The organism is Croceimicrobium sp. (genome assembly GCF_965228705.1).
GTDB lineage: Bacteria > Bacteroidota > Bacteroidia > Flavobacteriales > Schleiferiaceae > Croceimicrobium.
This window is the reverse complement of sequence record NZ_OZ245832.1, coordinates 1,573,829-1,600,036: the sequence shown is the minus strand read 5'-3', so window position 1 is coordinate 1,600,036 and position 26,208 is coordinate 1,573,829. Positions and strand designations below refer to the sequence as shown.

The 26,208-nt window shown below is 40.8% G+C and carries 23 protein-coding genes and 1 pseudogene; 21 read left to right on the top strand and 3 right to left on the bottom strand.

Going from position 1 to position 26,208, the window contains the following annotated elements:
* Window positions 1-39: 39 nt before the first annotated feature.
* Window positions 40-1,416, bottom strand: coding sequence for a polysaccharide biosynthesis C-terminal domain-containing protein (locus ACO05P_RS07280; RefSeq protein ID WP_421754450.1), 1,377 nt, complete (start codon window positions 1,414-1,416; stop codon window positions 40-42).
* Between the two features lie 246 nt (window positions 1,417-1,662).
* On the opposite strand from ACO05P_RS07280, the gene ACO05P_RS07275 reads away from it, so the two are divergent.
* Entirely contained in the window at window positions 1,663-2,712 is a 1,050-nt protein-coding gene (locus tag ACO05P_RS07275; RefSeq protein WP_421754449.1) for a glycosyltransferase family 4 protein, read from the top strand.
* Between the two features lies 1 nt (window position 2,713).
* On the opposite strand, the gene ACO05P_RS07270 is transcribed toward ACO05P_RS07275, so the two are convergent.
* The gene (locus tag ACO05P_RS07270; protein WP_421754447.1) at window positions 2,714-3,322 is read right to left on the bottom strand and encodes a NeuD/PglB/VioB family sugar acetyltransferase; all 609 of its coding nucleotides are present in this window, start codon (window positions 3,320-3,322) and stop codon (window positions 2,714-2,716) included.
* 173 nt (window positions 3,323-3,495) lie between these two features.
* On the opposite strand from ACO05P_RS07270, the gene nadC reads away from it, so the two are divergent.
* The gene (gene nadC, locus ACO05P_RS07265; RefSeq protein ID WP_421754446.1) at window positions 3,496-4,344 is read left to right on the top strand and encodes a carboxylating nicotinate-nucleotide diphosphorylase; all 849 of its coding nucleotides are present in this window, start codon (window positions 3,496-3,498) and stop codon (window positions 4,342-4,344) included.
* 198 nt (window positions 4,345-4,542) lie between these two features.
* Window positions 4,543-4,884 (top strand): hypothetical protein, encoded by a 342-nt coding sequence (locus tag ACO05P_RS07260; RefSeq protein ID WP_421754444.1) that lies wholly within the window; start codon window positions 4,543-4,545, stop codon window positions 4,882-4,884.
* A gap of 79 nt (window positions 4,885-4,963) precedes the next feature.
* Here the strand turns inward: ACO05P_RS07260 and ACO05P_RS07255 are convergent.
* A pseudogene (locus ACO05P_RS07255) lies at window positions 4,964-6,027 on the bottom strand (IS3 family transposase); the annotation flags it as partial.
* 69 nt (window positions 6,028-6,096) lie between these two features.
* Here ACO05P_RS07255 and ACO05P_RS07250 point away from each other — a divergent pair.
* From ACO05P_RS07250 to ACO05P_RS07165, 18 genes are all read left to right on the top strand, one after another.
* The gene (locus ACO05P_RS07250) at window positions 6,097-8,328 is read left to right on the top strand and encodes a T9SS type A sorting domain-containing protein (RefSeq protein WP_421754442.1); all 2,232 of its coding nucleotides are present in this window, start codon (window positions 6,097-6,099) and stop codon (window positions 8,326-8,328) included.
* A gap of 12 nt (window positions 8,329-8,340) precedes the next feature.
* Window positions 8,341-8,520, top strand: coding sequence for a hypothetical protein (locus ACO05P_RS07245; RefSeq protein WP_421754440.1), 180 nt, complete (start codon window positions 8,341-8,343; stop codon window positions 8,518-8,520).
* A 192-nt stretch (window positions 8,521-8,712) separates the two neighbouring features.
* Window positions 8,713-9,240 (top strand): ArsR family transcriptional regulator, encoded by a 528-nt coding sequence (locus tag ACO05P_RS07240; RefSeq protein WP_421754439.1) that lies wholly within the window; start codon window positions 8,713-8,715, stop codon window positions 9,238-9,240.
* A gap of 8 nt (window positions 9,241-9,248) precedes the next feature.
* The gene (locus ACO05P_RS07235; protein WP_421754438.1) at window positions 9,249-10,553 is read left to right on the top strand and encodes a nucleotide sugar dehydrogenase; all 1,305 of its coding nucleotides are present in this window, start codon (window positions 9,249-9,251) and stop codon (window positions 10,551-10,553) included.
* A gap of 243 nt (window positions 10,554-10,796) precedes the next feature.
* The gene (locus ACO05P_RS07230; protein WP_421754437.1) at window positions 10,797-11,771 is read left to right on the top strand and encodes an SDR family oxidoreductase; all 975 of its coding nucleotides are present in this window, start codon (window positions 10,797-10,799) and stop codon (window positions 11,769-11,771) included.
* A 5-nt stretch (window positions 11,772-11,776) separates the two neighbouring features.
* Window positions 11,777-12,652: a glucose-1-phosphate thymidylyltransferase RfbA gene (gene rfbA, locus ACO05P_RS07225; protein ID WP_421754436.1), complete on the top strand. Its 876-nt coding sequence runs from the start codon at window positions 11,777-11,779 to the stop codon at window positions 12,650-12,652.
* A gap of 41 nt (window positions 12,653-12,693) precedes the next feature.
* Window positions 12,694-14,106 carry an NDP-hexose 2,3-dehydratase family protein gene (locus tag ACO05P_RS07220; RefSeq protein WP_421754435.1) on the top strand — a complete coding sequence of 471 codons (1,413 nt, stop codon included), beginning with the start codon at window positions 12,694-12,696 and terminating at the stop codon, window positions 14,104-14,106.
* On the top strand, window positions 14,103-15,074 hold the full coding sequence (locus tag ACO05P_RS07215; RefSeq protein WP_421754433.1) for a Gfo/Idh/MocA family protein: 972 nt from the start codon (window positions 14,103-14,105) through the stop codon (window positions 15,072-15,074). Before ACO05P_RS07220 ends, ACO05P_RS07215 begins: the two co-directional genes overlap by 4 nt.
* A 62-nt stretch (window positions 15,075-15,136) precedes the next feature.
* Window positions 15,137-15,772, top strand: a complete 636-nt coding sequence (locus ACO05P_RS07210) for a formyltransferase family protein (RefSeq protein WP_421754431.1) — start codon at window positions 15,137-15,139, stop codon at window positions 15,770-15,772.
* Between the two features lie 48 nt (window positions 15,773-15,820).
* Window positions 15,821-16,957: a dTDP-4-amino-4,6-dideoxygalactose transaminase gene (rffA, locus tag ACO05P_RS07205; protein WP_421754429.1), complete on the top strand. Its 1,137-nt coding sequence runs from the start codon at window positions 15,821-15,823 to the stop codon at window positions 16,955-16,957.
* 84 nt (window positions 16,958-17,041) lie between these two features.
* Entirely contained in the window at window positions 17,042-18,187 is a 1,146-nt protein-coding gene (locus ACO05P_RS07200) for a TDP-N-acetylfucosamine:lipid II N-acetylfucosaminyltransferase (RefSeq protein ID WP_421754427.1), read from the top strand.
* 43 nt (window positions 18,188-18,230) lie between these two features.
* Entirely contained in the window at window positions 18,231-19,700 is a 1,470-nt protein-coding gene (locus ACO05P_RS07195; RefSeq protein WP_421754425.1) for a lipopolysaccharide biosynthesis protein, read from the top strand.
* Window positions 19,701-19,703: 3 nt separating this feature from the next.
* Window positions 19,704-20,999: a hypothetical protein gene (locus ACO05P_RS07190; RefSeq protein ID WP_421754423.1), complete on the top strand. Its 1,296-nt coding sequence runs from the start codon at window positions 19,704-19,706 to the stop codon at window positions 20,997-20,999.
* A 77-nt stretch (window positions 21,000-21,076) separates the two neighbouring features.
* Window positions 21,077-22,267, top strand: a complete 1,191-nt coding sequence (locus ACO05P_RS07185) for a glycosyltransferase family 4 protein (RefSeq protein WP_421754421.1) — start codon at window positions 21,077-21,079, stop codon at window positions 22,265-22,267.
* A 95-nt stretch (window positions 22,268-22,362) separates the two neighbouring features.
* The gene (locus ACO05P_RS07180) at window positions 22,363-23,568 is read left to right on the top strand and encodes a glycosyltransferase family 4 protein (protein WP_421754419.1); all 1,206 of its coding nucleotides are present in this window, start codon (window positions 22,363-22,365) and stop codon (window positions 23,566-23,568) included.
* Window positions 23,561-24,592, top strand: a complete 1,032-nt coding sequence (locus tag ACO05P_RS07175) for a polysaccharide biosynthesis protein (RefSeq protein WP_421754417.1) — start codon at window positions 23,561-23,563, stop codon at window positions 24,590-24,592. The genes ACO05P_RS07180 and ACO05P_RS07175 overlap by 8 nt, the downstream gene beginning before the upstream one ends.
* Window positions 24,593-24,622: 30 nt before the next feature.
* Window positions 24,623-25,030, top strand: a complete 408-nt coding sequence (locus tag ACO05P_RS07170) for a WxcM-like domain-containing protein (protein WP_421754416.1) — start codon at window positions 24,623-24,625, stop codon at window positions 25,028-25,030.
* 43 nt (window positions 25,031-25,073) lie between these two features.
* On the top strand, window positions 25,074-26,201 hold the full coding sequence (locus tag ACO05P_RS07165) for an NAD-dependent epimerase/dehydratase family protein (RefSeq protein ID WP_421754415.1): 1,128 nt from the start codon (window positions 25,074-25,076) through the stop codon (window positions 26,199-26,201).
* The last annotated feature ends 7 nt before the right edge of the window (window positions 26,202-26,208 follow it).

Here is a 26,208-nt window from a genome sequence, read left to right as displayed (position 1 = left end):
AGGGCAAAATTAGCGTGCCTTAATCAATTAAAGGCATGATCATTTTTTAGACTTAGACTTTAATCCTGGAATTCGCATTTGCTTAAAATCGTCTAAGGTATCGGTAAAGTTATACAGGATCAGGAATAGGATGACAATGAATAGGTTTCCAATAAGTAAATTCCAAACTAAGGGAAGCGGACTGTATCTAATAATACTAAGGCCAATGATACTCAGTCCTATCACGATAAGTAATTTCCAAAAAGACGTACTAAAAGGTGTTAACCGGAAAAATCGATGTACCAATAGTAATTTAACAATATTGTAGCTACTCAAAGCAATTAAGCTCCCGAGTGCGGCACCAAGCAAGCCCAAACTGGGGATTAAGATCAGGTTTCCAACTAAGGTAAATACGATTAAGAATAATCCGGTGTAGAAGTTATAAGCCTGACGATTGGAGATACTCAATATTAAACCATTGGAGCCGGTAGCACTGTTAACCATTTCGCTTATACCAATGCAAAGCACCACGGCGGCAAAAGTGTCAAATTGGAAACTTTCGGGGATGATAAACAGGGTTAGATCCAGGTTTACCCAAATAAGCATAAATATAAAGCCGGAAATGGCCAATTGGGTAAGGGCTGATTTGCGGTATAGTGATGACACTTCTTTCAAGTCCTCACGGGCCCAGGCTTTGGATAAATAAGGACGAATACTTACCATCAAAGCTTTCGGAGGAACCGATACAATGGTACCAGTGAAAAAGGCAATATTGTAAAAGGCTACCGGCGCTTTCCCTAAAAAGCTTCGGATCATAAGTATATCTAATCGGCTTACGAGTAACATGGATCCGGAGGCCAACATAATTAAGAGGCCATAAGTGAGTATTTCCCTTAGGTTGATTTCAGACCATTGAAGGCGAAATCCCGGTAATTGAGGAATGCTGTAAAGAATAACCGCTAATAATTGCAGGAGGTAGCCGAGGCTTAAGATCAAATAAAATAGGTCTTGATCCTGCTCATTCAATGCCGCAAATATCAAGGCGGTTAAAATGATAAGCCGGCGAAAAGTGTTCTTAATAAATTGCGGGAAAACTACCTTATTGGAATGTTGACTTAATGCAGCAAAGAGCTCAAAAAAGAGCATGCTTACACTTAGCAATAAGACGTAACCAATGGGGCCTAGCCAAAAAGAATTGAACTGGTATAGAATCAGCCCGCTGATAAGCAGTAACAGACTGCTGAAGAGGCAAGCGAATAAGGCTAGCGTCCAAAAACTTTGTTGTTGCTCATTTCTAAGTCTGGGAAAGAAGGTGACCAGGGATACAGGAAAACCGAGGTGAGCAAAGGTGGAGATTACTGTCGCCGCCGCAAGTAGGGTGGTGATTTCTCCAACAAATTCTGGCTGATCGATAAATACCCTCGGAAATAAAAACATGGTGTTAAAAGCTCCGAGGACAACCCCCAGGTAGGAGTTGATAGAATTAAAGAAAGATTGTTTTGCAACTTGACCCATATATATTCTGGAAAGCAGAAGCTGAACTTAGAATCTGTCGCGTCAAAATTAGCTTTTTAAATCTTCTGCTGGATAAAATGGAGAATGGGGCTAAAAATGCCTGGAGCCCATTATAAAGGTCTGCTTTTGAAATTTTACTTTAGCCTCAGTTTCATAGAAGAACCCCACATGGCGGCCCCAAAAAAGGTATTATTTATTGCGCCCTTTTACAATGCTTTTATTCGTAGCGATCTTGAAGTATTGCAAACTTCATTTCCTGTAAAACAGAGTGTAAAAAATTGGCAAAATCGAAGCTTAATTCCCTGGCGCTGGCTTGAGCAGTTCTTTCTGCTTTTAAGAAGTGCTCCACAAATTCAATTTATATTTATTGAGTTCGGAGGCTTTTGGTCAATGATTCCAGCCTATTTAGGCGCCCTTTTAAGGATTCCGGTATATATAGTTTTGCACGGAACCGATACGGCCAGTTTACCGCATTATAAATATGGAAGTCTTCGGAAAAAATGGATTCGCAGTATATGTGGCATTTCGTATCGCAATGCTAGCTGTCTCTTGCCTGTGAGCGAATCTTTAATATATACGGATAATCAGTACAATGCTTTTGATCAACTTCAGGGTTTAAAACATTTCTATCCCAATCTTAAAACTGCAATACAAGTTATTCCCAATGGCTTAAGCTTTGAGAAATGGGAGGCTGATCAGGACTACAAGCGGGAGGCACGTCGTTTTACAGCGGTATTTAATGATACCCAATTTCTGCTTAAGGGAGGGGATTTAATTGAAGAACTGGCCCTTGAGTTTCCGGATTGTGAATTTGTAGTTATCGGAACAAATGGACCTCAAGACTCGAATTTACGCAAGGGTAAGGTGAAGTATTTAGGTAGATTAAGTCAGGCTGAATTAAAGGCTGAATTCCATCGATCTAGCTTTCATTTTCAATTGTCTCGTTTTGAGGGTTTTGGGTTGTCGTTATGCGAGGCCATGCTTTGTGGTTGTGTACCGATCGTTTCATCCGTTAATATGCTACCCGAAATCGTAGGAGAATCAGGGTTTGTAGTAAAGCAAGCAGAGCTTGTTGCTTTGAAAGAACAAGTGCAAAAGGCACTCACTGCATCAGATTTAGAGGAGCGAAGACAAGAAGCAAAAGCGCGGATAAAGAACCAGTATTCGGCAGCAGGGCGCAGGCAAAAGTTACTGAGCCTTTTAGAGGTGAAGGCTTAAGTTAGCTCTTGGTAATTATGGGTTTGGCAGGAACGCCAGCAACGGTTGTGTTGGCGGCTACATCTTTGGTAACCACGGCTCCGGCACCAATAGTCGCGTTTTCACCAATAGTAATATTGGGTAGTATAACGGCGTTCGATCCCAGATAGGCTCCCTGGTGAATTTTGACTTCGCCGCTTATGCGCACACCGGGCATAAGGGAAACAAAATCTGCAATTTTACAACCATGACCAATGCTGCAATGCAAGTTAATGACCACGAAATTTCCAATTTGGATGTTGGTTGTACAAACAGAAGCAGCGGCAATTAAGGTCCCTTTGCCAATTTCGGTAGAGCTGGGGTCCATTAAAAGAACTGATTTATGAATTAAAGTAGGGAACCTGGTATCAGCCGGAAGCTCTTGGACTATCTTCATTCGTAATTCAGAGGAACCCGCCGCGATAACTGCAAGAGCCTCAGACGGAAATTCAGCTAGCTTTTTAAAAGAGGGAATTCCATCATCATAGAACTTAAAGTCATTGTACCCCAGACTTTTGGCTAGGGCTTGGACTTCTGATGAAAAACCACCACTAGGAACTATGTGCAGGGTTTCAGGCTGCTTTTGATTCATGGCTTAAAATTAGAAATTGCTCCGAAGCAGTGGCAAATATTTGCATAGTGCTTTTAGGACTATGTAGATTTTGTTTGAAATCGGCTAATTCAGTTCTATTTAGTTTTATTATCAATAATTCGAGAATGAGTCTTTCCAATTTTCGAATTTTGCCTGGACCAAAGTTTACTAGCATGAACACCGAAAAGTATCATTCATTAATCAAAGCGGCCCTGGCAGAGGATATTGGCGATGGCGATCATAGTTCCAATTGTGCATTTCCGAAAGGCATAGAGGGACGTATGAAATTATTGGTGAAAGAACAAGGTGTTTTGGCTGGGGTTGCGGTGGCTCGAGAGGTTTTTAAATTAGTCGATCCACTAATAAAGATGGAAATCCTTATAGAAGACGGTAGTCGAATAAAACCTGGAGATTTGGCCTTTCATCTTGAAGGACCAGCCCATAGTTTGCTGCAAGGAGAGCGATTAGCCTTAAATCTTATGCAGCGTATGAGTGGGATTGCTACTAAAACCAGAGCCCTGGTGGATACTATTTCTCATACCCATGCACGTTTATTGGATACGCGTAAGACTACCCCTCATTTGCGTGTTTTTGAAAAGGAAGCAGTGCGCTGGGGAGGTGGCTATAACCATCGTTTTGGTTTATTTGATATGATCATGCTCAAGGACAATCATATCGATTTTGCGGGCGGAGTACCTCAGGCCATTCAAAAAGCATTGGATTATAAGGCTGAGCATGGATTGGATATTCCCATTGAAGTGGAGGTACGAGATTTTAAGGAACTGGATCAGGTTCTCGAATCGAAAGGTGTGCTTAGAGTTATGTTCGATAATTTCTCTATTGAAGATACTTATCGCGCTGTAGAGCGGGTGGCTAATGCTATTGAAACCGAATCTTCCGGTGGGATTACGGGGCAAACCTTGGTGGCCTATGCCGAAACCGGAGTGGATTTCATTTCTATGGGAGCCTTAACCCATAGTGTCTCTGGCTTGGATATGAGTTTGAAAGCAGAACTAGCTTGATTTTTTAGCGTAAAATCGGGTCATTGAATAGCGAATTTTGGTCTTAGAATCTTTCAAAAAAATCGCTAAAGTGTAATTTCTACACTTTATTCTTTAAATCTTTCATCCCTTTTAATATTTTTGGTGGAATAAAATGTTAATGCCTGCAAATTAGTCGGATGATTGATTTGTTTTTCTACTAATAAAAAATGTCTTAGAATGGTGCATAAGTACTTTAAGGCCAAATTTACCTTGGGCCTCTTGGCCGCAATATTATTTGGTGTTTCTCCCTCATTCGGGCAATTTACCACACCAACTATCGATGGAACAATTGGTGCCAGTGAATATGGAAGTTCACACAGCGTAACGGTTGATTCTCGAGTGTGGAACCTTACCTGGGATGACAGTAATCTATACATCGGTGTATCCGGGCATACCAATTTCGGGGATGCGATTGTGATTTATATTGATGTGGATAATTTAAGTCCGATTAATTCCGGGACCAATTCCAATGGAACAGCAAGTGGAACTGGATATGATGGTGTTGTAAGCTTCCCCTGATCCGAACCATTAGTTAATTGACTTTTCCAAAGATAGTATTGTTTTCAACCACCCCGAGGGTACCCTCGGGGTGGTTGCGTTTGGCGTATACCCTAGGCGGTATATTTCCTAATGAATCATGAGGTTTAAAGTTGTTATAGTCATGCATCCACTTTTCTGTTTGCTCCCTTACCTGATGGATATCTTCAAAAATATATTTGTCCAGCACTCCTCGGCGGTAGCTTCCATTAAATCGCTCTATAAAAGCGTTCTGTGTGGGTTTGCCGGGTTGGATATATCTAAATTCTATTTCATGAATGACGCTCCATGATTTAGTGAGCTCAGCAATGAACTCGGGCCCATTGTCCATTCGGATCACATCGGGTTTACCCCTGCGATTGATTAAATGATTAAGCACATATACTACTCTGTTTGATGGAAGTGAGAAATCTACTTCGATATGTAGTGCTTCTCGATTGTAGTCATCAATTACCGTGAATGCACGAAACTTGCGCTTGTTTTCTAGTACATCATGTACAAAGTCCATACTCCAGGTCTGATTCGGCCTATCAGGCACCACTAACGGTTCTTTTACCCGAGCGGGTAATCGCTTCTTAACCTTTCGTCTTAAAGGTAGTTTTAAAGCCACATAAACACGATGTAGTCGTTTGTGGTTCCAAGTCTTGCCTTCATTACGTAAGCGGTGATAGGCGTTCCAAAAGCCTTCCTCAGAATGTTCTTTTGCTTTCGTCAGTAATGCTTCTTCCAGCTCACGATCATCCTTTGCTTGGGCTTGATAGTAATACACGCTTTTACTGAGGTTTAATACACGGCATGCCCTGCTAATACCGTAGCGTCTAGATATTTCCTGACCAATCTCTCTCTTACGGCAGGGCTTTAAAGCTTTTTTTCAATAATCTCTTTAGCTAGTTGATGATCTAGGGCCAGGTTCGCGTACATCTGCTTAAGCTTCCTGTTTTCCTCTTCAAGATCCTTTATACGCTTTAACTCCTTTCCACTCATGCCAGCATAACGCTCTCGCCATTTGTAAAACGTTGCGGTACTAACCCCGTACTCTCGGCTCAATTCCTGTGCACTTCTACCTTGATCAAACTCTTTCAAGACCCTGGCAATCTTCTCTGGCGAAAACTTACTCTTTCTCATAATCGACTGTTTAAAATTAATCCTATTCCTCTACTTTTAAACAGTTCGGTTTTAAGGGAAGCTTACACTGTGACTCCCAACTTTCCCTTTCGGGCCGACTTTTTTGCCTTTGTCAAGGATACCTATGATGACTACAAGACAGATGATGGCGCTGGAAGCTGGGGAGCCTCTACAACTGGTACATTAACTAAAAGCTTTAGCGATGCTAATGATGTAGGTGAATTTGCAATTCCATGGTCCGCAATCACCGGGTCGGGTCGTCCTTCCGCCTTCAATTTCGTTGGGTTTATGTCTTACTCTGGCGGTGGCGGTGGAACCTTTGCCCGTATTCCTTCAAACAATCCAACTGGTGTAAGTGCCGACTATGTTCGTTATTATAATGTAAGCAATACCACTGATGGATCCTCTACAACACCCTTCTCACAAGAGTCTTATTGCTTTGTAGGTAGTGCGGATGCTACAGGTTTTGGTTCGATTTCAGTTTATGACTTCACCATGAACAGTTCCGGTCGATCAATTACCAGAGCGGCTTCTGGTGCCTGGACCATTGCTAATGACTTTATTGTAAATGATGGTACCATCGATTATGGAACATCTTCGGATGTGATCGATGTAGCCGGTGATGTTACTATTGGTAGTTCAGGAACCTTGAGCTTATCCAGTACTTCAGGAGGTGATTTAAATGTTGGAGGTGATTTCAATTTGAATGGAGGCACCTTAACTAATAATAGTCGTGCGGTATTTTTTGATGGTACTGCCGCTCAAAGTGTGGGTGGAACCAGCGATCCGGTCACATTTGATTATATGGTTGTAAGCAATACCTCTGCTACGGTAGGCATGGCTCAAAATGTAACCGTAAATAATGACCTTACGGTGAGTGCTTCCGCGACCCTCAACACCAACAGTAATACCTTAACTGTAAGTGGAACTACTACCTTAGATTCTGACAATAGTGGAAATTATGGTCAAATTATAGGAACTGTTTCTGGTGGAAATACCATTAATGTAGAACGCACTTTTACAGGAAGCGGGCGATGGTTTTACGCCGCATCTCCAATTTCCAGCGGAACCGTTTCCGGTTGGTCGGTAAGTGATGGTAGTATTATTACCAGTGCCGGAGGTACCAGCAATCAAGTGAATATCTATTATTACGATCCCAGTACTGCAAATAACGGAGAAGGAACTTGGACTGCTGTACCAAATACCTCTTTCTCAACTACTGATAATGGTTTTGGGCTTTACCTGGGAGATGGAACTTATTTTGGAACCTTACCCATTACCTTAACCGCCAGCGGAACGGCATTAAATGACGGTGCTATCAATATAGCCCTGGATAATAGTAATAGCGGGTGGAACTTAGTTCCTAATCCTTATCCGTCGGCCATTGATTGGAATACCTATCATGATGCAAATAGCACCAACTTAACTTCTACTTATTATATCTATAATGGTAGTCAGTGGATTGGATACGATGCCAATACTGATAGTCCATTAAACTCAGGGTCTCAGTATATCGCGCCTATGCAAGCATTCTTTGTGCAGAACACGGGAAGTGGAAGTATCAACCTGGCTCTGGATAATGCTGATCGCATTTTAACTGAAAGTCCATCGCAAAGCAAAACCAATAGCGCTGCTCAAGTACTGAAATTGAAGGTGGCTTCTGCCGATGGTATTAGCGACGAAACTCTTTTGGCTTTCAGCAGCCAGTACACTGATGGATGGGATAATGGTTTGGATGCTGTAAAACGTATGAATACCACTTTATACCCCAGCTTGTATACCACTTCTGCCAATGGAGATCAATTCTTTGCCAATAAGTTGAATGAGTCCTTTAGCAGCAAATCAGTGGATCTATCCTTTAAATCAGGATTAGAGCAGTCCTATACTATCAGCATCAATGATTTACGCTTACCAGCTTCTTGGTTAGTGGAGTTGGAGGATAAATTAACCGGTACTCGTGTTGATTTAAAAACCAGCAGTTATCAGTTTATGCATGTTCCCGGAAACCTAGCGGATCGATTTGTAATTCACATCAACCAAACCGGAGTAAGTGTAAAGGAGCAGGTTGTAAACAACAACTACGCTTACAATACCGAGAATGGTTTCAAAGTAGTTTGCGGTCAAACTCTTCCACAGGTAGATATGTATCTATTTAATCAGGCCGGTCAATTAGTGTGGCAAGGTCATTTTGATGAAGTTCAGGAGCAAGAAGTCCTGACCACAGCCTTAAGTGCTGGTGTGTATATCCTTAAAGTGGAGTCTAAGAATGCCCCCGTGTTTACTCAAAAACTGATTAAGTAAAGAAATTTGGAGATGAAAAAGAGAATTGTAATTATTGCCTTTTTTGTGATGGGAGCTATGGTCCTAAATGCACAACCTGCAGATCCTACACCAGGTGGAACACCAACTCCGATTCCCGGATTGGCAATCCTGGCCGCTGCCGGAGCATTGGTGGGAGCGAAAGCTGTTCACTCGAAGAGTAAAGAAAATTGATAATCCAATTGGATATTATACTAGAAAGGAGTGCATTGCACTCCTTTTTTTATTGGTAACAAAAAAATAATTTTAAGCTGTTTTCTAATTTCCGAGTACTGTATATATTTGCTTATTGAGTAATTATTCTACTCAATATCATTTGTGAATCCCATTTTCCTGGGACTCACCAGGCGAAGCCGTATTTAAAATATGCTCGAAACGCTCATTTCTTCTCGTACCCGCATTAAATTATTGCTGAAATTCTTTCTGAATGCTCAGTCCAAAGGTTATTTACGTAGCCTTGAACACGAGTTTGGTGAAAGTACGAATGCCATCCGGTTGGAGCTCAATAAATTTGAGGAAGCAGGTATGCTTTCATCAGAATCTGAGGGCAATAAAAAGGTCTACCGTGCTAATCCCAAGCATCCTTTATTTGAGAACTTGCATGGTTTAGTAATGAAGTATGTTGGCTTAGATAAAATTGTAGATAGTATAACTGAGCGTTTAGGTAAGGTTGAAGCGGTATATTTAGTGGGGGATTATGCGGAAGGTCGGGATAGTGGTATCATCGACCTTTTTGTTTTAGGATCGGAGTTAAATATGGATTATCTCTTGATTTTACTTGAGAAAGCAGAAAAGGAAATCGAGCGGAAAATCCGTTATGTACATTTTAAGTCACGAGTAGAAATTGAAAAATTACTGGATCGGCAGAGTTATTTGTTGATCTGGGAGAGTTAAATGCTAATATGATGAAGGATCTGAAGGATTCAAAAATTGCTTTAATAGGATTAGGCTACGTTGGCCTTCCTTTGGCAGTGGAATTTGCCAAGAAATTCCCTACAGTTGGTTTTGATATCAACAAGGCAAGGGTAGAAGAACTTTCCAAAGGGACGGATCGTACCCTGGAGGTAAGTGATGAAGAGTTGCAATCTGTTGTATTGCCCAATCCCATGGAACTTAAAATCAATGGTAAGGGATTGTATTGCAGTGATGCAGTTACCGACATCAGCGAATGTAATATATACATCGTAACGGTTCCTACTCCTACAGATGAACATAATCGTCCTGTTTTAACCCCCCTTACCAAGTCTAGCGAAACTGTTGGTCGTGTTTTAGGCAAAGGCGATGTGGTTATTTATGAATCTACCGTATATCCAGGGGTAACTGAAGAACATTGTGTTCCAATTTTGGAGAAAACCTCAGGTTTAAAGTTCAATGAAGATTTCTTTGTAGGCTATTCTCCCGAACGTATTAATCCGGGTGATAAATTACACACGGTTACCAAAATTTTAAAAGTTACTTCAGGATCAACTCCCGAGGTGGCTGAGTATGTTGATGAGTTATATCGCTCTGTAATTACGGCTGGGACTTTCAAAGCTTCGTCCTTAAAAGTGGCTGAAGCAGCAAAGGTGATTGAGAATTCTCAACGTGATATTAATATCGCTTTTGTGAATGAGCTTGCCAAAATTTTCAATTTGATGGGTATTGATACCCAGGAAGTATTGGAAGCGGCCGGTACCAAGTGGAATTTCTTACCCTTCAAGCCAGGTTTGGTTGGGGGGCACTGTATCGGAGTGGATCCTTATTATTTGGCTCAAAAAGCTCAGGAAGTTGGTTATCATCCAGAAATTATCCTTGCCGGTCGCCGTTTGAACGATTCCATGGGGCAGTATGTGGCAACCCAGGTAGTGAAGCTAATGGTGAAGAAGGATCTCAAGGTATTAGGTTCCAAAATCTTGATGTTGGGTATTACCTTCAAAGAGAATTGTCCTGATATCCGAAATACCCGAGCGATTGATATTTACAAAGAGCTTCGTTCCTATGACCTGAGTGTGGATGTTTATGATCCATGGGCGGATAAAGAAGAAGTGTGGCATGAATACGGATTGCGCGCAGTGGATAATCTGGAATCAAATTATGATGCAGTGGTATTAGCCGTAGCACATAATGAGTTCTTGGAGATGGACTTAAAATCTCTTGCCCGAGACGGAGGCGTTCTGTACGATGTGAAAAGCATTCTACCAAAGGAATTGGTGGATGGCCGTCTGTAATCGACTAAGAACTATTCTTATAAATAAACTCACCATTGGGTGATGTTGAATTAAAATGAAGACCCTACCTATTTTGAGAAGTCATGAGCAATCATTTCTCTCAAATCGTTCTGGGTCTTTTATTAGGTAGAAGTCTGAGATATTTCTTAACTCCTATCCAAATCTATTCAAATTCGGAAAAATCGAATTGTAAATTAATTAAGGCGCTCCGAGAATAATAATCGAAGCCTCAATTACAATAGCATGAGCGAAGCGAATAAACCAATCAATCTTCTTATTACCGGTGGTGCCGGTTTTATCGGCTCCAATTTGGTAGAGCACTTTCTCAATGATGAACGTGTGGCATTAGTGCGCATTCTCGATGATTTGAGTAATGGCTACTACGAAAACATCAAAGGATTCGAAGGGCACAGCAAATTTGAGTTTATCAATGGTGATATCACCAATTACGAGACTTGCTTAAAGGCTTGCGAGGGTATTGATAAAATCAGTCATCAGGCTGCTTTGGGATCAGTGCCAAGAAGCATCGAAAACCCAATGCGAAGCACTGAGGTGAATATTCTCGGAACGGTAAATGTTTTGCATGCCGCTGTAAAACAAGGTGTGGATAGGGTTATACTGGCCTGTAGTTCCAGTACTTATGGCGATCATCCCGGTCTGCCTAAAGTAGAAGATCGTATTGGTAATCCTTTGAGTCCCTATGCCGTAACTAAATACTCTGTAGAGCAGTTTGCCGATGTCTTTGGCAAAACCTATGGTCTGGACTGGATTGGGTTTCGCTACTTTAACATATTTGGTCCCAAACAAAATCCGGATAATCCCTATGCAGCGGTTATTCCAATTTTCTGTAAGGCCTTTTTAGAGGATGGTGAGATTACCATCAATGGTGATGGTGAGACCAGCCGTGATTTCACCTTTGTGGATAATGCGGTACTATTGAATGATTTGGGTCTGTTTACCGAAAATCCAAAGGCACTGAACCAGGTATATAATGGAGCTTGCGGTGACCAAATTTCCTTGAATGAAATGGTGAGCATGCTGGAAGGAATCGCAGGGAAGAAAGTTAAAGTTACCCACGGACCGGAAAGACCTGGGGACGTTAGACATAGCAAAGCCAATATTAATAAAGCCGAGGAACTTCTAGGGTATTCGCCCAAAGTTCGCTTTGAAAAAGGCTTGAAGGAAGTTTTCGATTGGTATAGCACTAAAAAAGATTAAGCTTTATGAAAGGAATCATTTTAGCCGGTGGATCCGGTACTCGATTGTATCCTTTAACCAAGGCCGTTAGCAAGCAGCTTTTACCTGTTTACGATAAACCCATGATCTATTACCCATTGTCGGTATTGATGCTATCGGGTATTACCGAAATTCTAATTATTTCAACGCCGCATGATTTACCTGGCTTTGAAAGGCTATTAGGGGATGGAAGTGGCTTTGGAATTAAGCTTAGTTATGCCGAGCAACCTTCTCCGGATGGCCTTGCGCAAGCATTTATTATTGGCGAAGATTTCATCGGCGATGATGATGTGTGTTTAGTGCTGGGAGACAATATCTTCTATGGAGCCGGTTTGCAAAAGCTTTTAGCTGATGCTGTAAGTACAGTAAAGGAAGAGCAAAAAGCGGTGGTATTTGGCTACTATGTGGAAGATCCTGAGCGCTATGGCGTTGCGGATTTTGATGAAGCCGGCAATGTATTGAGCATAGAGGAAAAACCACTTGAGCCCAAATCAAATTATGCGGTTGTAGGCCTGTATTATTACCCAAATTCTGTGGTGGAAATTGCAAAGCAGGTAAAACCTTCTTCCAGAGGGGAATTGGAGATTACTACCGTAAATCAAAACTATTTGCAAGCTCAAAATTTGAAACTTCAAAAGTTGAGTCGTGGTTATGCCTGGCTGGATACTGGTACCCATGAAAGTATGAGTGAGGCTACAGAATTCGTTAAGGCGGTTGAGAAACGAACCAGCTTGAAGATTGCTTGCCTTGAGGAGATCGCATATCGAATGGGTAATATCGATAAGCCAACTCTTCAAATGCATGTGACCCACCAGGGGAAGAGTTCTTATGGTGAATACTTGAATAAGCTTTTAACAAAGTAGACTGAGATTTCCGGCAGGAAAACAAAAAGCATTTAGATCCTATGAAAAAGACACAGCTGTTTTTAAAGAGTGCATTCTCACTAGAAGGGAGCTTTAAAACCATTCCTCAAATGATTGAGTGGGTGGCCGAGCAAAATGAAGCGGTCAATGTTCAAATTACCAAAAGCCGCTTCGATAAATTACAGCAGTGGTCTTACGATAAGGATAGTGGCAGAATTGCCCATAATTCAGGTAAGTTTTTCTCTATTGATGGTATTGCTGTGGAGACGGATTGGGGAAAAGTTCCTTATTGGGAACAACCGATCATCAATCAGCCGGAAGTGGGCTATTTAGGGTTCATTACCAAAGAGTTCAATGGGATTTTACACTTCCTGGTACAAGCCAAAATTGAGCCGGGCAATGTGAATTACGTACAGCTTTCCCCCACCTTACAAGCTACACGCAGTAATTATACTCAGGTTCATAAAGGACGTCAACCTTTATACCTGGACTATTTCAGAAATGCCAGTCCAAATCAGGTATTATTAGATCAATTACAAAGTGAACAGGGTGCACGCTTTTTGCGAAAACGCAATCGAAATATTATTATCAAGGTAGAGGAAGAAATTGAAGTTTACGATAACTTCCAATGGGTTACCCTGGCGCAATTAAAGACCTTGATGCGCTATGATAATTTGGTGAATATGGATACCCGAACTGTAATAAGTGGTATTCCATTTGGTACGGTGAACCAGGAGTCTATAGATTTTTACACCTTTTTAGATAATAGCGACGGGGAGGTTTCCAGTAAGATCTTGCGTTCAGCCTTAACCGATGAAAATAGCTTACATCCCATAGATGAGGTAATATCCTTTATTACTCACTTTAAGAGTATGTATAGTCTAAAAGTATCTAAGGTTGATTTGGCAAAAACGGATCAATGGGTTTTTGATCAGGAAATGATTTATCGTCCTGATGGCAAATACTTTAGAGTAATTCCTGTGGATGTACAAATTGGTAACCGGGAGGTTGTTAGTTGGAGTCAGCCTATGGTTGAGCCTGCTCAGGAAGGCCTCTGTGCCTTTGTTTGTAAAGAGATTAATGGGGTATTACATTTTGCAGTTCAAGCTAAATTGGAATGTGGTAATCACGATATCATCGAATTAGCTCCAACCGTACAATGTTTAACCGGTAATTACCGAGAATCCAAACAAGGCTCTTTGCCCTTCTTGGATTATGTTTTAAATGCGGCTCAGGATCAAGTAATTTTTGATTGCCTGCAGTCGGAAGAAGGAGGCCGTTTTTACAGGGAACAAAATCGAAATATGGCGATTATCGCTGGTGATGAAATTCCGGTAGAATTACCCGAAAACTATATCTGGATGACCTTGGGTCAACTACATAACTTCTTACGCTATAATAATTATTTAAACATTCAGGCACGTAGCCTGATTGCAGCATTATCATTCGTATGAGAATAAAGATTGGTGTTTTAGGCAAAGCAAATATTGCGCTGCGTTCCATTATCCCCACTTTGGCTGAGCTTTCGGATCAGTTCGAAATTGTGGCTATTGCAACCAGATCTAAAGCCGATGGAGAGTCGGAGATTAATGGTATTCCGGTTATAGAGGGTTATGATCAATTATTGGATATCGATACCTTGGATGCTGTATATATTCCATTACCTATCGGAATGCATTATGAATGGATTCGTAAGGCATTAAATAAAGGCTTACATGTTTGGGTTGAGAAATCCCTGGCAAGCACAGAGGACGAAGTAAAGGAGCTCATTTCTTTAGCAAAGGAAAAGCAATTAGTTGTATTGGAAAGCTTTCAGTTTCGCTTCCATAAGCAGTTGAAAAGCATTCAAGAGTCTCTTAAGGATGGGATTATTGGTGAAGTTCGCTCATTTAGAGCTTCCTTTGGCTTTCCACCCTTTCCCGATGCTGATAATATCCGATATCAAAAGAGTTTAGGGGGTGGAGCCTTGCTCGATGCAGGTGCATATACTTTAAAAACCGCCGCTTTATTCCTCGGAAAGGATGTTGAAGTTGTGGCTGCGCAATTAGCGATGGATGAGGACCGTCAGGTAGATATCTACGGAAATGGGATGCTGAAAACCAAAGATGGCGCCGCTACGGCTCAGGTTTCCTTCGGTTTTGATAATTTCTACCAATGTGGAATTGAAGTTTGGGGCTCCAAAGGCAAACTCTTCACCAATCGATTGTTTACAGCTCGTAAAGGTTTTGTGCCACAAATGACTATCGAGTCAAATGAGGGTTCTAAAACGGTAGATCTGCCAGAAGATGATGCCTTCACCAATATTGCCTTGCACTTTCATAAAATGTTGAAGGATAAGGATTCAGATTTGCGAAATGAGGAGTATGAGCAAAATCTGCTTCAAGCGAAATTGATTGAGTCTTTTAAACAAAAATCCATTTAAGTCCAGAGAATTAGCTTCAATTCTCAGACAGGTTCACATGGGTTTCTAGCATCAAAAGCATTATGAAGATAGACGTCTTAACAGATAATAAAGAAAGCTGGATTGTAGAGTACATTCCAGAGCTCCTGGAAGGTTTGAAAGACCATGAGGTGCGTCATGTTTTTAATTCTTCTGATGCAGAAGGAGGAGATGTGTTATGCGCCTTAAGCTGTGAGAAAATCCTGAAGAGGGAAGTATTAGATCGCTATAAAAGTTGTGTGGTGGCACATCCTAGTCCTTTGCCCAAAGGAAAAGGTTGGTCTCCGGTAGCCTGGCAAGTATTGGAAGGAAACACAGAAATTCCTGTGAGCCTGATTGAAGCTGCGGACAAAGTAGACTCCGGAGATATTTATTATCAGGAATATTTTCCCTTGGATGGCACCGAATTAAATGCTCAAATCAAAGCCAAGCAGTTTGAAGTAACCAAGCGTTTGGTATTAAAGTATATCCAGAATTTCCCAGTTCAGGGTCATAAACAGGAAGGTGAAGAAACCTTCTACCGAAAATTTACTCGTGAGGATAACAGAATTGATATTCAATCATCCCTGGAGGCCGAGTTCAATAAGTTAAGAGTAGCGGATAATGATCGCTACCCTTGTTGGTTCGAGTATAAAGGGAAGAAGTTTAAACTGCTTGTAGAGGACTTAGACGAAAACTAAGTATCGAATTTATCAGTGTGTAATTTATATTTCTAAAGAACTAAAAGCATGAGAATTCCTTTTGTTAAAGCACCATTAACTGGTAATGAAAAGAAAGTAATAGGAGAGTCTATTGATTCCGGATACCACGGGGGAGATGGTCCCTTCACTAAAAAAACTCAAAAACTAATTGAGGATACTTTTGGTATAGGCAAGTGTTTGTTAACCACTAGCTGTACAGATGCACTGGAAATGTGTGCTCTGCTTTTAGATGGCGAAAAAGGGGATGAGGTAATTCTTCCATCCTACACTTTTAGTAGTACAGCATTGGCATTTGTTACTCATGGTTTTGTTCCGGTTTATGTTGACGTAAATGAGGCAAATAAGAATATTAGCCTGGAAAGTATCCGGGAAGCTGTAACCGACAGAACCAAAGCAATTGTTGTGGTTCATTATGCCGGTATAGTTTGCGATATGGATCCTATCATGGAATTTGCCAAAGAGAAGAATCTGGTTGTAATCGAAGATGCAGCTCAAGCGGTAAACTCCAAGTATAAAGGAAGGTATGCCGGGTCTATCGGTCATTTGGCAACCTTCAGTTTTCATGCCACCAAGAGTTATTCTTGTGGCGAGGGTGGTGCCCTGTGCATTAATGATTCGCAATACGATCGAAGAGCCCAATTTTTATGGGAAAAAGGAACCGATCGCAGCTTAGTACTGGCGGGCGTTAAAAACAAATATTCTTGGGTAGACCTGGGAAGCTCTTTTCTTATTTCCGACCTTCTGGCATCTTTGCTTTTTGATCAGTTGTCGCATTTAGAGTACCTGCAAGAGAAACGCAAAGTATTGTTCGATACCTACACCAGTATCCTGGAGAAGAATCAACTGAATATTCGCTACGTTCAAGTTCCTGAGGACGTGGAAACCAATTACCACGCTTTTTGGATTGAATTACCTGCGAACCTTTCCAGAGAAAAATTCCTTGAAGCCCTCAGAGAAAAAGAAGTGTCAGCTTATATAGGCTATGTTCCATTACATACTTCCCCCATGGGCTCAAAGGCCGGCAGAAGTAACGGAACAATGCATAACACCGATGTGGCTGGTGAAAAACTTGTACGCCTTCCTTTTTATATTATGGAAGAAGATGAGCTTAGCTACCTGGCTGAATCCCTGGAGAGTGTATTGAACTCAGACACAATTCTTTAATTACTTCACGCTTATTATGGATCCCTTTAGCTCTCGTTTAAAGGTAATCCCTGGAACCCATTTTTAATTGGCCTTGTGAGTAGGATGAAGATCTTACATTTAGGAACCGACGAAAAGTTTATCAATGCTGCTCGGAAGTCATATGAAATTGCCTTTCCAGATCAGAATTACTTTCTCATTTTAGGAGCAGAGGATAAGAGTTCTTTAAAGAATATATCCTTTGAGGATGGCCTTTCTACTCTATCTCAAAAGGATTGTTTTAAGGCGGACAGAAAGGAGCAAATTGAAGACTTGATTCGTGAGTCTAAGGTTTTGGTTTTCCATGGTTTGGGTCCTATGCATCGCGCTGTCTTCGAAACCTATTCGGAGATTAGCCAAAAGATTTTTGTTTGGTCTGTATATGGTATCGAGGTATATGGACTGTATAAGGTGAAGAAAAGCACTTTTGCGCCTAAAACCTTTTTCAAATTTCTGCTTTGGCCTTTTTTAAAGGAAGCGGTAAATGATTTTTTAGGAAGGAATAAGGATCAAACGGCTTCGATGAAAATTTTGAAACAGGCAGACTATGTTTCAATCCTGTATCAGGAGGAAGTTGATTTGTATCGTAAATATGAATTAATTAAGAAGGAAGCTAAAAGGATCGCCTTTACGTATTATCCAGCCGATTTTATCATTGAGAGGGATGCTCCATTCGTTGATGGCAAGAATATACTATTAGGTAATTCAGCTTCGTATTCAAATAATCACCTGGACGCCTTTCATCATTTAAAGAAGCAAAACCTGGACGAAATCGGGCAGGTGATATGCCCATTAAATTATGGCGACCTTCAGTATGCTAAGCTTATTGCACAGGAAGGCAAGACTGTCTTAGGGGATCAATTTGATCCTCTATTGGATTTCATGGCCTTAAAGGACTATCAAAGTTTACTGCAATCTTGTGGCATCGCGCTTATGTATCATTATCGTCAACAGGCCGTAGGAAACGTCTTAAACCTTATTTACCTGGGAGCGAAAGTGTATTTAAGTAAAAAGAACAGCCTTTACTGGTTTTTAAAACGAATAGGAATTAAGGTTTTCTCTATTGAGGAGGACTTAGTCGCTAGCAATGCCTCAGCATTTGCACCACTTTCAGAATCTGAAATGAAGGATAATCGAACTAAGATTTTAAAGGAAATTAGTCTGGATCAGGTGGTTAAAGAATTGAAAACAAACTTATCACAGCATTTGTGAAAACCATTATTGTTTTTTCCCAGACTAATATCAGTGGATTAGAATGAGTCGGGAATCATCACTGTTTAAGCAGTCTTTCTTTGCGGCAATTTGGAATGGCTCCGAAAATCTGAGCATCCAGATTTTAAATCTAGCCTTTGGAATTTTCTTCGCCAGGCTACTTAGTCCGGAAGATTTCGGATTAGTGGCCCTGGCTACTGTAATGGCGGGCTTTCTGGACCTTTTTATTGACAGTGGCTTCGGCTCTGCCTTAATTCAAGCCAAAGATCCTAGTGAGAACCAGAAATCATCCTTGTTTTGGTTGAACATCATGATTGGTGTTTTTCTGGGTTTTATTTTCTTTCTGTCTGCAGGATTTTTGGCAAACTTTTATGAGGATACACGCCTTATTGCCATCACCCAGATTATATCCTTGAACTTCATTCTCAGCAGTACCGTACCGGTGCAGTTGGCATTGCTTCGAAAGGAGCTCAATATGAAGCTGATCTTTAAAGGAAGGATTGCAGCCCTTTTACTTTCTGGAGGAATAAGTTTAGCTCTGGCTTATTACGGTTTTGGATACTGGAGTTTGGTTGCCCGGGTTATCCTCACTTCCTTCTTTTTTGCAGCCATGCTGTGGTTGTTATCGGGTTGGTTACCCAAATTGCATTATCAGTTTAAGGACGTAAAGTCATTTCTGAATTTTTCGCTGCCTTTATTGGGCTCCAATTTAGTGGGCTACTTATCCAGGAATTTAGATAGTCTAATTATTGGGAAAATAATAGGTAAGGTTTCCTTGGGCTTATATAACAGAGGCTTTCAGTTGGTGGTTATTCCCGGAACTCAGATTAATGGGATGCTGGCTCAAACTTTATTTAGTTCATTTTCGAAGCGGCAGGACAATAACGAATTACTGTATCGATCCTTTAAAATCGTGTTTAAGATCGTATTGCTAGTTTCGGTCTTTTCCGGGGTATATATTTTCATTAATGCCCCCCTTTTAATAGATGTCTTACTAGGAGATAAATGGACAGCGGTAACTCCAATTTTACGAGTACTTACCTTGTATGCAGCCATTTTACCGGCCGTTAAGCTGGTAGGCATTCTCTTTAATTCAAAAGGAGCTACGCAGAAATTATTGAAGATTTCATTGGTCGTTTTCCCGATATACCTCTTGGCGGTATTCATCGGCGCTAATTTTGGAGCAGTGGGAGTCGCTTATGGCATTTTTATATCAATGATTATTAGTGGGATTCCACAATTGAATGCCTCTCTTAAATTAATCGATAAGAATCTACTTACCCTGATGAAGTCAGGTTGGACATCTTATATTTTGTATATCCTCATTTATGGAGCCCTCTTCTGGTTTGTAGGCGATATTGATACCTTTAGCAATGGGATGAAGCTGGTGGGTTTACCCCTGATCATATTTGGGGCCTTAACATTCTTCTGGTATTGGATCAATAAAGAGGAAGCGCAATGGCTTATGCAGTTGATAAGAAAGAACTTAGGTAGAAATAAAAGCAATAGCTAGTCGATGAAGTGGTATATACATCTGATAATTGGTGTTGCTTGCATTCCCCTGTATTTAACTTTGGGAGATGTATTTAAGGTAGCCATGGCTCCTTATGTGCTTTATCTGCTTTTTCTTAGAAGGGTGGATTATATAATTCCCCTATTGTTTCATTTCATGCTGGGGTCCACCATTTCCTTCTTTATCCTAATGGGGACGATGGTGATTACATTGATCCATTTTAGCAGTCTCTGGAAGCTCAAGTTCAATCGGATAATGCTAATTTTCTCGGGATTGCTGATTCTTTTGCATGGCTATAATGTGATGGAGCAACTTCGTATAGGCAATAATTTTGTGGAAATATTGTCTTCTCTGGCTTTTCCACTTTCTGTCTTTCCCTTCTTTTGGGGGCAACTTTTACGAGGCAATCTGGATACCGATTTTTTCAAGAAACTCTTTATCGCCATCGCCATCTTCGTTGTGATTCAGCTAGGATTAGGAGAGGAGGCTACAGTCAGGTATTTATTCTTTTTTATCCCTTTCTTGCTCTTGTCGGGTATAATGTTTTTAAGGAACTACAATGGGCGATTAACTTTTTTAGACCTATTAATCTTGGTAGGTTTTTTAATGGTTGGATTTGTATTGGGCTTCGTAAAGGGGACCATTATATTTATTCTGGCTTTCGCCCTATTGCTCTTGTTTAATAAGCGAGTTAAACTAGGAGCCCGTCTCCTAACCAAACCAAGAGTTCTTATCATATTTGTTGCCTTATTTATCTTATCGATTAATCAGGTAGAAACAGCAGGGGTAAGCTTGAGACGGGATTGGGAAGAAACCAGTCCTTTTGAGTCTTTGGATAGCTTCCTGGATTATGCCAAGTTTAAAGCAATTGGAGATCGATCCACCCTTTGGCTTGGAGGTTTAAAATACCTTAGGGAAGATGCAAAACTTAGTCCACCTTTGGAGTACCCTGAGATTAGCTTTGACAATATTGATGGATCCGAAATTTCTGATGTGAGTTTTGGTATCCATAACCTTCCCTTGGAATTGATCCGTTCAGGTGGCTGGATAAGCGGACTCCTGGTGACCTTTATTTTCCTTCGAATCACATTTTTGAATGGAAGAATAATCAACAAGTACCAGATGAGGAAGAATGATCGGATCAGCCAGCTGTTTCTTGCCTTGGTGGTATTGCTTTTTTCTTCAGCACTTATAGGTGGAATGGTAGGGCAGTACCTGTTGATACCCTCCTTTAGTCTATTGTTTATGGGCTTGAGTGGAAGTTTAATTATAAGATCCTATGATCTAATCAAGCAATAATCAGCGCAAGAAATTGACGGTTGTTAAACTAAAAACAAAAGGCTCCCTAGTACCGGAGTCAATCGAAAAGAACCATCATGAAAACTAAAGTACTTTATGTACATCATGGATTTGGAGTGGGCGGAGCTCCCATAAGTTTGATCAACCTGATTAATAGCTTAGATCAGAATACTTATGATGTTAAGGTTCTTTGTTTGCGTGATAGCGTGGTAGTCGATTTGTTTAAAAAGAACAATATTCAGGTTGAAGTTTACCCTTCCAACACGAATTGGTTTATCCACAATAAATCGGGAAGTTATTCTCCATTGTTCTTCTTTAAGTATTGGAATGTTTATCGAAGTTGGAAAAAAGTAGCCCATCAGGAGGCAAAAGAATACTTCCAAAAAAGTGAGAAATTCGATATTGTTCACTTGAACTCACATGTATTGAGCAGTTGGGCTTATGCTGCAAAAAAGCAGGCCTATAAAGTTGTTCTGCATAATCGTGAGGCGGTATATCGAGGTTATTTTGGAATCCGATACGGAATTCTAAGGCGCTTGATCAATGACAACTGTGATCGAGTAATTAATATTAGTCAGGATAATATGGACCGACTGGGTCTTGATGATAAGTCGGTAGTGATTTATAATTCGATTAAGATTCCTGATTCCTCCGAACTCAACTATGAGAATTCCGGCCCCACCCTTAAAGTGTTGTATCTCGGAGGAGCTTCAAAAATCAAAGGTTACAAAATCATTTCTCAAGCATTAAAGTATCTAAAGCCTAATGTCTTAATTGAGTTTGCAGGCAACTATCCTGTATTTCAGGCAGCAGAGGGCGTTAAAGGTCAATTAAAGTTCCAGCTCAAGAAGTTGCTTTTCTTTGGGAAGTACCAAAGCTTTAAGGAAATCAGTGGTTCAAGAAATGCCAAATTAACGGGCTTTTCGGAAGACCCCATGAAGTCACTGAAGGGTTCAGACTTGTTGGTTTCACCTTTTGTTGAGCCCCACTTTTCTCGTCCGGCCATTGAAGCTTTTTCATTAGGGAAGCCAGTTGTAGCTTCTGATATAGAGGGGATGCGTGAGATTGTTGATCACAATGAAAATGGATTTTTATATCCTTATAACAGTGCCCAAGAATTGGCCAATACTTTAAATCGAATTGCAGAGGATAAATCCATTTTAATTGAAATGGGAAAGAAGGGGAGACTGAAGGCAGAGGAACTCTATAGTGCCGATCGAAATGCGCGTATGGTGGAGTCTGTTTATCAAGAGCTGATGGAGTCCTAAGGATTAGTATACAAAGTATTATAAGAGAAGCCCTCCAATATTTAGTCCCGCTATTATTAAAGAAACCGTATTAGCCTGCTCTACTACTCTTGTTTATGAAAGTAATATTAGTCCGAGATACCGCACTTTTTAAGGTGAATAGTGCCGATGCCAACCGAACCTTGGGATTAATGAAAGGCCTGAAGTCTCTAAACCTTGAGGTTGAGAGCCATTTCTTAGGCATTAATCCACAGCAATTGGATGAAGCTACCAAAGCGGAGTTTGGTACGGCCCATTATTATAGTGCACCCTTTAAGTTTCCGGCTAAGTTGGGTTTTTTAAACTCTTATTTGTTTCCATTTCTCTATTCCGGTCTTTTTGCAAAAAGACTGATCAAGAAATCGGGACAAGAGCCTGTTATCTTTTGGATTCAGGATTCCCTACTGGGTTTTAAGGTGGGGAAACGACTTAAAAAAAGCAGTCGTAAAGCTTTGGTTTTCCTCGAAATGTCGGAGTTTCCGGATTTTCATCGGGAACATAATCTATCTTTTCGAGTACGGCTATTAAAAGAATGGAAGCTTAAGGAATATTTGAAGCATACCATAGACATTTTGGATGGCATTGCTTTGATGACCAGAACCTTAGTGCAAAATTTTAAGAATCCTAATAATTTGCCGGTTCTTCATTTACCGATGACGGTAGATATTGAGCGTTTTAGTCAAAAGGTCGACTCTGAGAACCAGGAGCAGTATTTAGCTTATATCGGTTTGTTAGGAAATCACAAGGATGGAATTGATGTTCTTTTAAAAGCCTTTAAAGCGATATCCGAAGAATTTCCGGAGGTGAAATTGAAGATTGCGGGCCCTCGACATGAAGATTCGCCCAAACACGAAGTTTTACTCCAAAATTTAGATTTAAAAGATCAGGTTCAATTCATTGGTGAATTGGACAAAACCCAAATACCTTCTTTCCTTTTAAAAGCCAAGGTGCTCCTTTTACCTCGCCCGGCTTCGCGTCAAGCTCAAGGCGGATTTCCTACAAAATTGGGAGAGTATTTAGCAACCGCTAAACCAGTGTGTGCAACCACAGTAGGAGAAATTCCTGATTATCTAAGCGATGGCGAAACGGTTATTTTCGCGGAACCTGGCAATGCGGAGTCTTTTGCATCGGCCATGCGACGGGCTTTGAGTAATCCCGAAGAAGCGGAAAAAATTGGAGCCAACGGAAGGAAAGTGGCTGAAAAGGAGTTTAATGCCTCAATTCAGGCTGAAAAGCTCAAGAATTATTTTGAACAATTGTTAGAAAAAAACAAGTATGATTAAGGATAAAACCCTCTTAATTACTGGTGGTACAGGCTCCTTCGGGAATGCCGTTCTTCAACGATTTTTGAATACTGATCACTTTTCGGAAATTCGAATTTTCTCGCGTGATGAAAAGAAGCAAGACGATATGCGTAATCGTCTGAAGTCTGACAAACTGCGCTTTTATATTGGGGATGTCCGCGATTTCGAAAGTGTAGAGCCTGCCACAAGGGGAGTTGATTATATTTTTCATGCTGCCGCCTTAAAGCAAGTACCATCTTGTGAGTTCTTTCCAATGCAAGCGGTTAAAACCAATGTGGAAGGAACGCATAACGTTATTCGCGCTGCGGGTATGAACTCCGTGCGAAAGGTAATTTGTTTGAGTACCGATAAAGCAGCCTATCCTATTAATGCGATGGGAATTTCCAAAGCAATGATGGAAAAAGTGGCGATTGCGGAAAGCCGAAACCTGAAGGATACGACCGTTTGCTTAACTCGCTACGGAAATGTAATGGCTTCCAGAGGTTCAGTAATTCCATTGTTTATTAATCAATTGAAATCGAATCAAGCTTTAACGGTTACGGATCCTAATATGACCCGTTTCTTGATGAGCTTGCATGATGCTGTTGATTTGGTACTGTTTGCATTTGAGCATGGGAACTCTGGAGACCTGTTTGTAAATAAAGCACCGGCTTCGACCATTGGTGATCTGGCCCAAGCTATGAAAGAACTATCGGGTCAGGATAACGAAATAAAAGTTATCGGAACCCGCCATGGAGAGAAACTCTATGAAACGCTTTGTACTCGAGAAGAAATGATCAAAGCGGAGGATATGGGTGACTTTTACCGAATTCCTGCCGATAATCGTGATTTGAATTATGCTTTGTATTTCTCGGAAGGCGAAGCCAATATTTCAGAAATCGAAGATTATCACTCCCATAATACCAATAGATTGGACGTGGAAGGCGTAAAGAGTTTGGTGAAGAAGCTGGCTTATGTTCGACAAGAGCTTTTTGGAGAGGAAGTGGAAGATTTTCTTGTATAGGGAAAAAGGAATTTAGCAATCCAGAGAGCATTGGATAAATCAGCGATAATAATAAAAGGTAATCGGCATATCGATTCGCGAGGATCTATTTCCTTTATCAATGACTTTGACATGTCGCAAGTCAAGCGTTTTTATAGCATTCAGCCGGAATTAGGAGTACGGCGAGCATGGCAAGGGCATAAACTGGAGAGCAAGTGGTTCCATGTCATTAAAGGTCGTTTTCGGGTTAAGCTGAGGTCTTTGGAAACACAAGAACTGCTGGGCGATTATGAGTTAAATGACGCTCAACCAGAAGTGCTAAGCATCCCAATGGGAATGTACAATGGTTTTGAGTCATTAGAAAAGGGTAGTCTTTTACTGGTTTTTTCCGATGCTACCTTGGAGCAATCCAAGTCTGATGATTACCGAGCAGATCTCACAGATATCCCTTGGGAATAAAGTCTACATCCAACTAATCTACTTCTAACAACAATATTTTACCATGAAAAAAATTGGAATTACCGGCCAAAATGGTTTCGTTGGTTATCACCTGAGTCAAACCCTTAGCTTAGATAAAGAGCAATTTGACTTAGTTCCATTTGACAGAGGGTATTTTGATAATCCTGAAGGAATGGATGACTTTGTGGCAAAGTGTGATGTAATTGTGCATTTGGCCGCCCTAAATCGCCATAATGATCCTGAGGAGATCTATCGAATGAATACCGGCTTAACTCAAAAGCTTATCGAAGCCTTAGAGCGTACGGATAGTCGTCCTCATGTATTAATATCCTCTTCCACTCAGGAGGAGAGAGACAATATTTACGGAAAATCGAAGCGAGAAGCACGCGAAGCATTGTCTGATTGGGCAAAGCGTTCAGGAGCGCTTTTTACTGGTATGGTAATTCCCAATGTTTTTGGTCCCTTCGGCCAGCCCTTTTATAATTCGGTAGTGGCCACTTTCTGTCATCAAGTAGCGCATGATGATGTGCCTCGCATTGATGTTGATGGTAATCTAAAGCTTATTTATGTTGGGGAATTGGTATCCGAAATTGTAAAGAATATCAATGAGTCTGTAAATGAGCCTGAACTGCTCGTGAATCATAGCTCTGAGTCGAAGGTTTCTGAAATATTGGCTTTACTTCAAGGCTATCGCGAGGTATATCAGGAAGGTGGAGAAATACCACAAATCAACTCTAAATTTGAGCATAATCTCTTCAATACCTACCGCTGCTATATGCCCAAGAAAGATTATTTCCCACGGCGTTTTACGAAGCATAGCGATAATCGAGGGCATTTTGTAGAATTAATGCGAGCTGGAATATCCGGTCAAACCTCTTTTTCAACCACACGTCCCGAGATTACCAGAGGCGAACATTTCCATACACGTAAGATTGAGCGATTTGCAGTAATTCAAGGTAAGGCGAGAATTCAGTTACGCAGAATTGGAACCAATGAAGTTTTGGATTTTGAATTAGATGGTGAAAATCCATCTTATGTTGATATGCCCATTTGGTATACGCACAACATTAAAAATATTGGACAAGAAGAATTGATAACAGTATTCTGGATTAATGAGCCTTATAACCCAGAGGATCCAGATACCTGGTTTGAGAAAGTTGAACTAGATTAATAATACG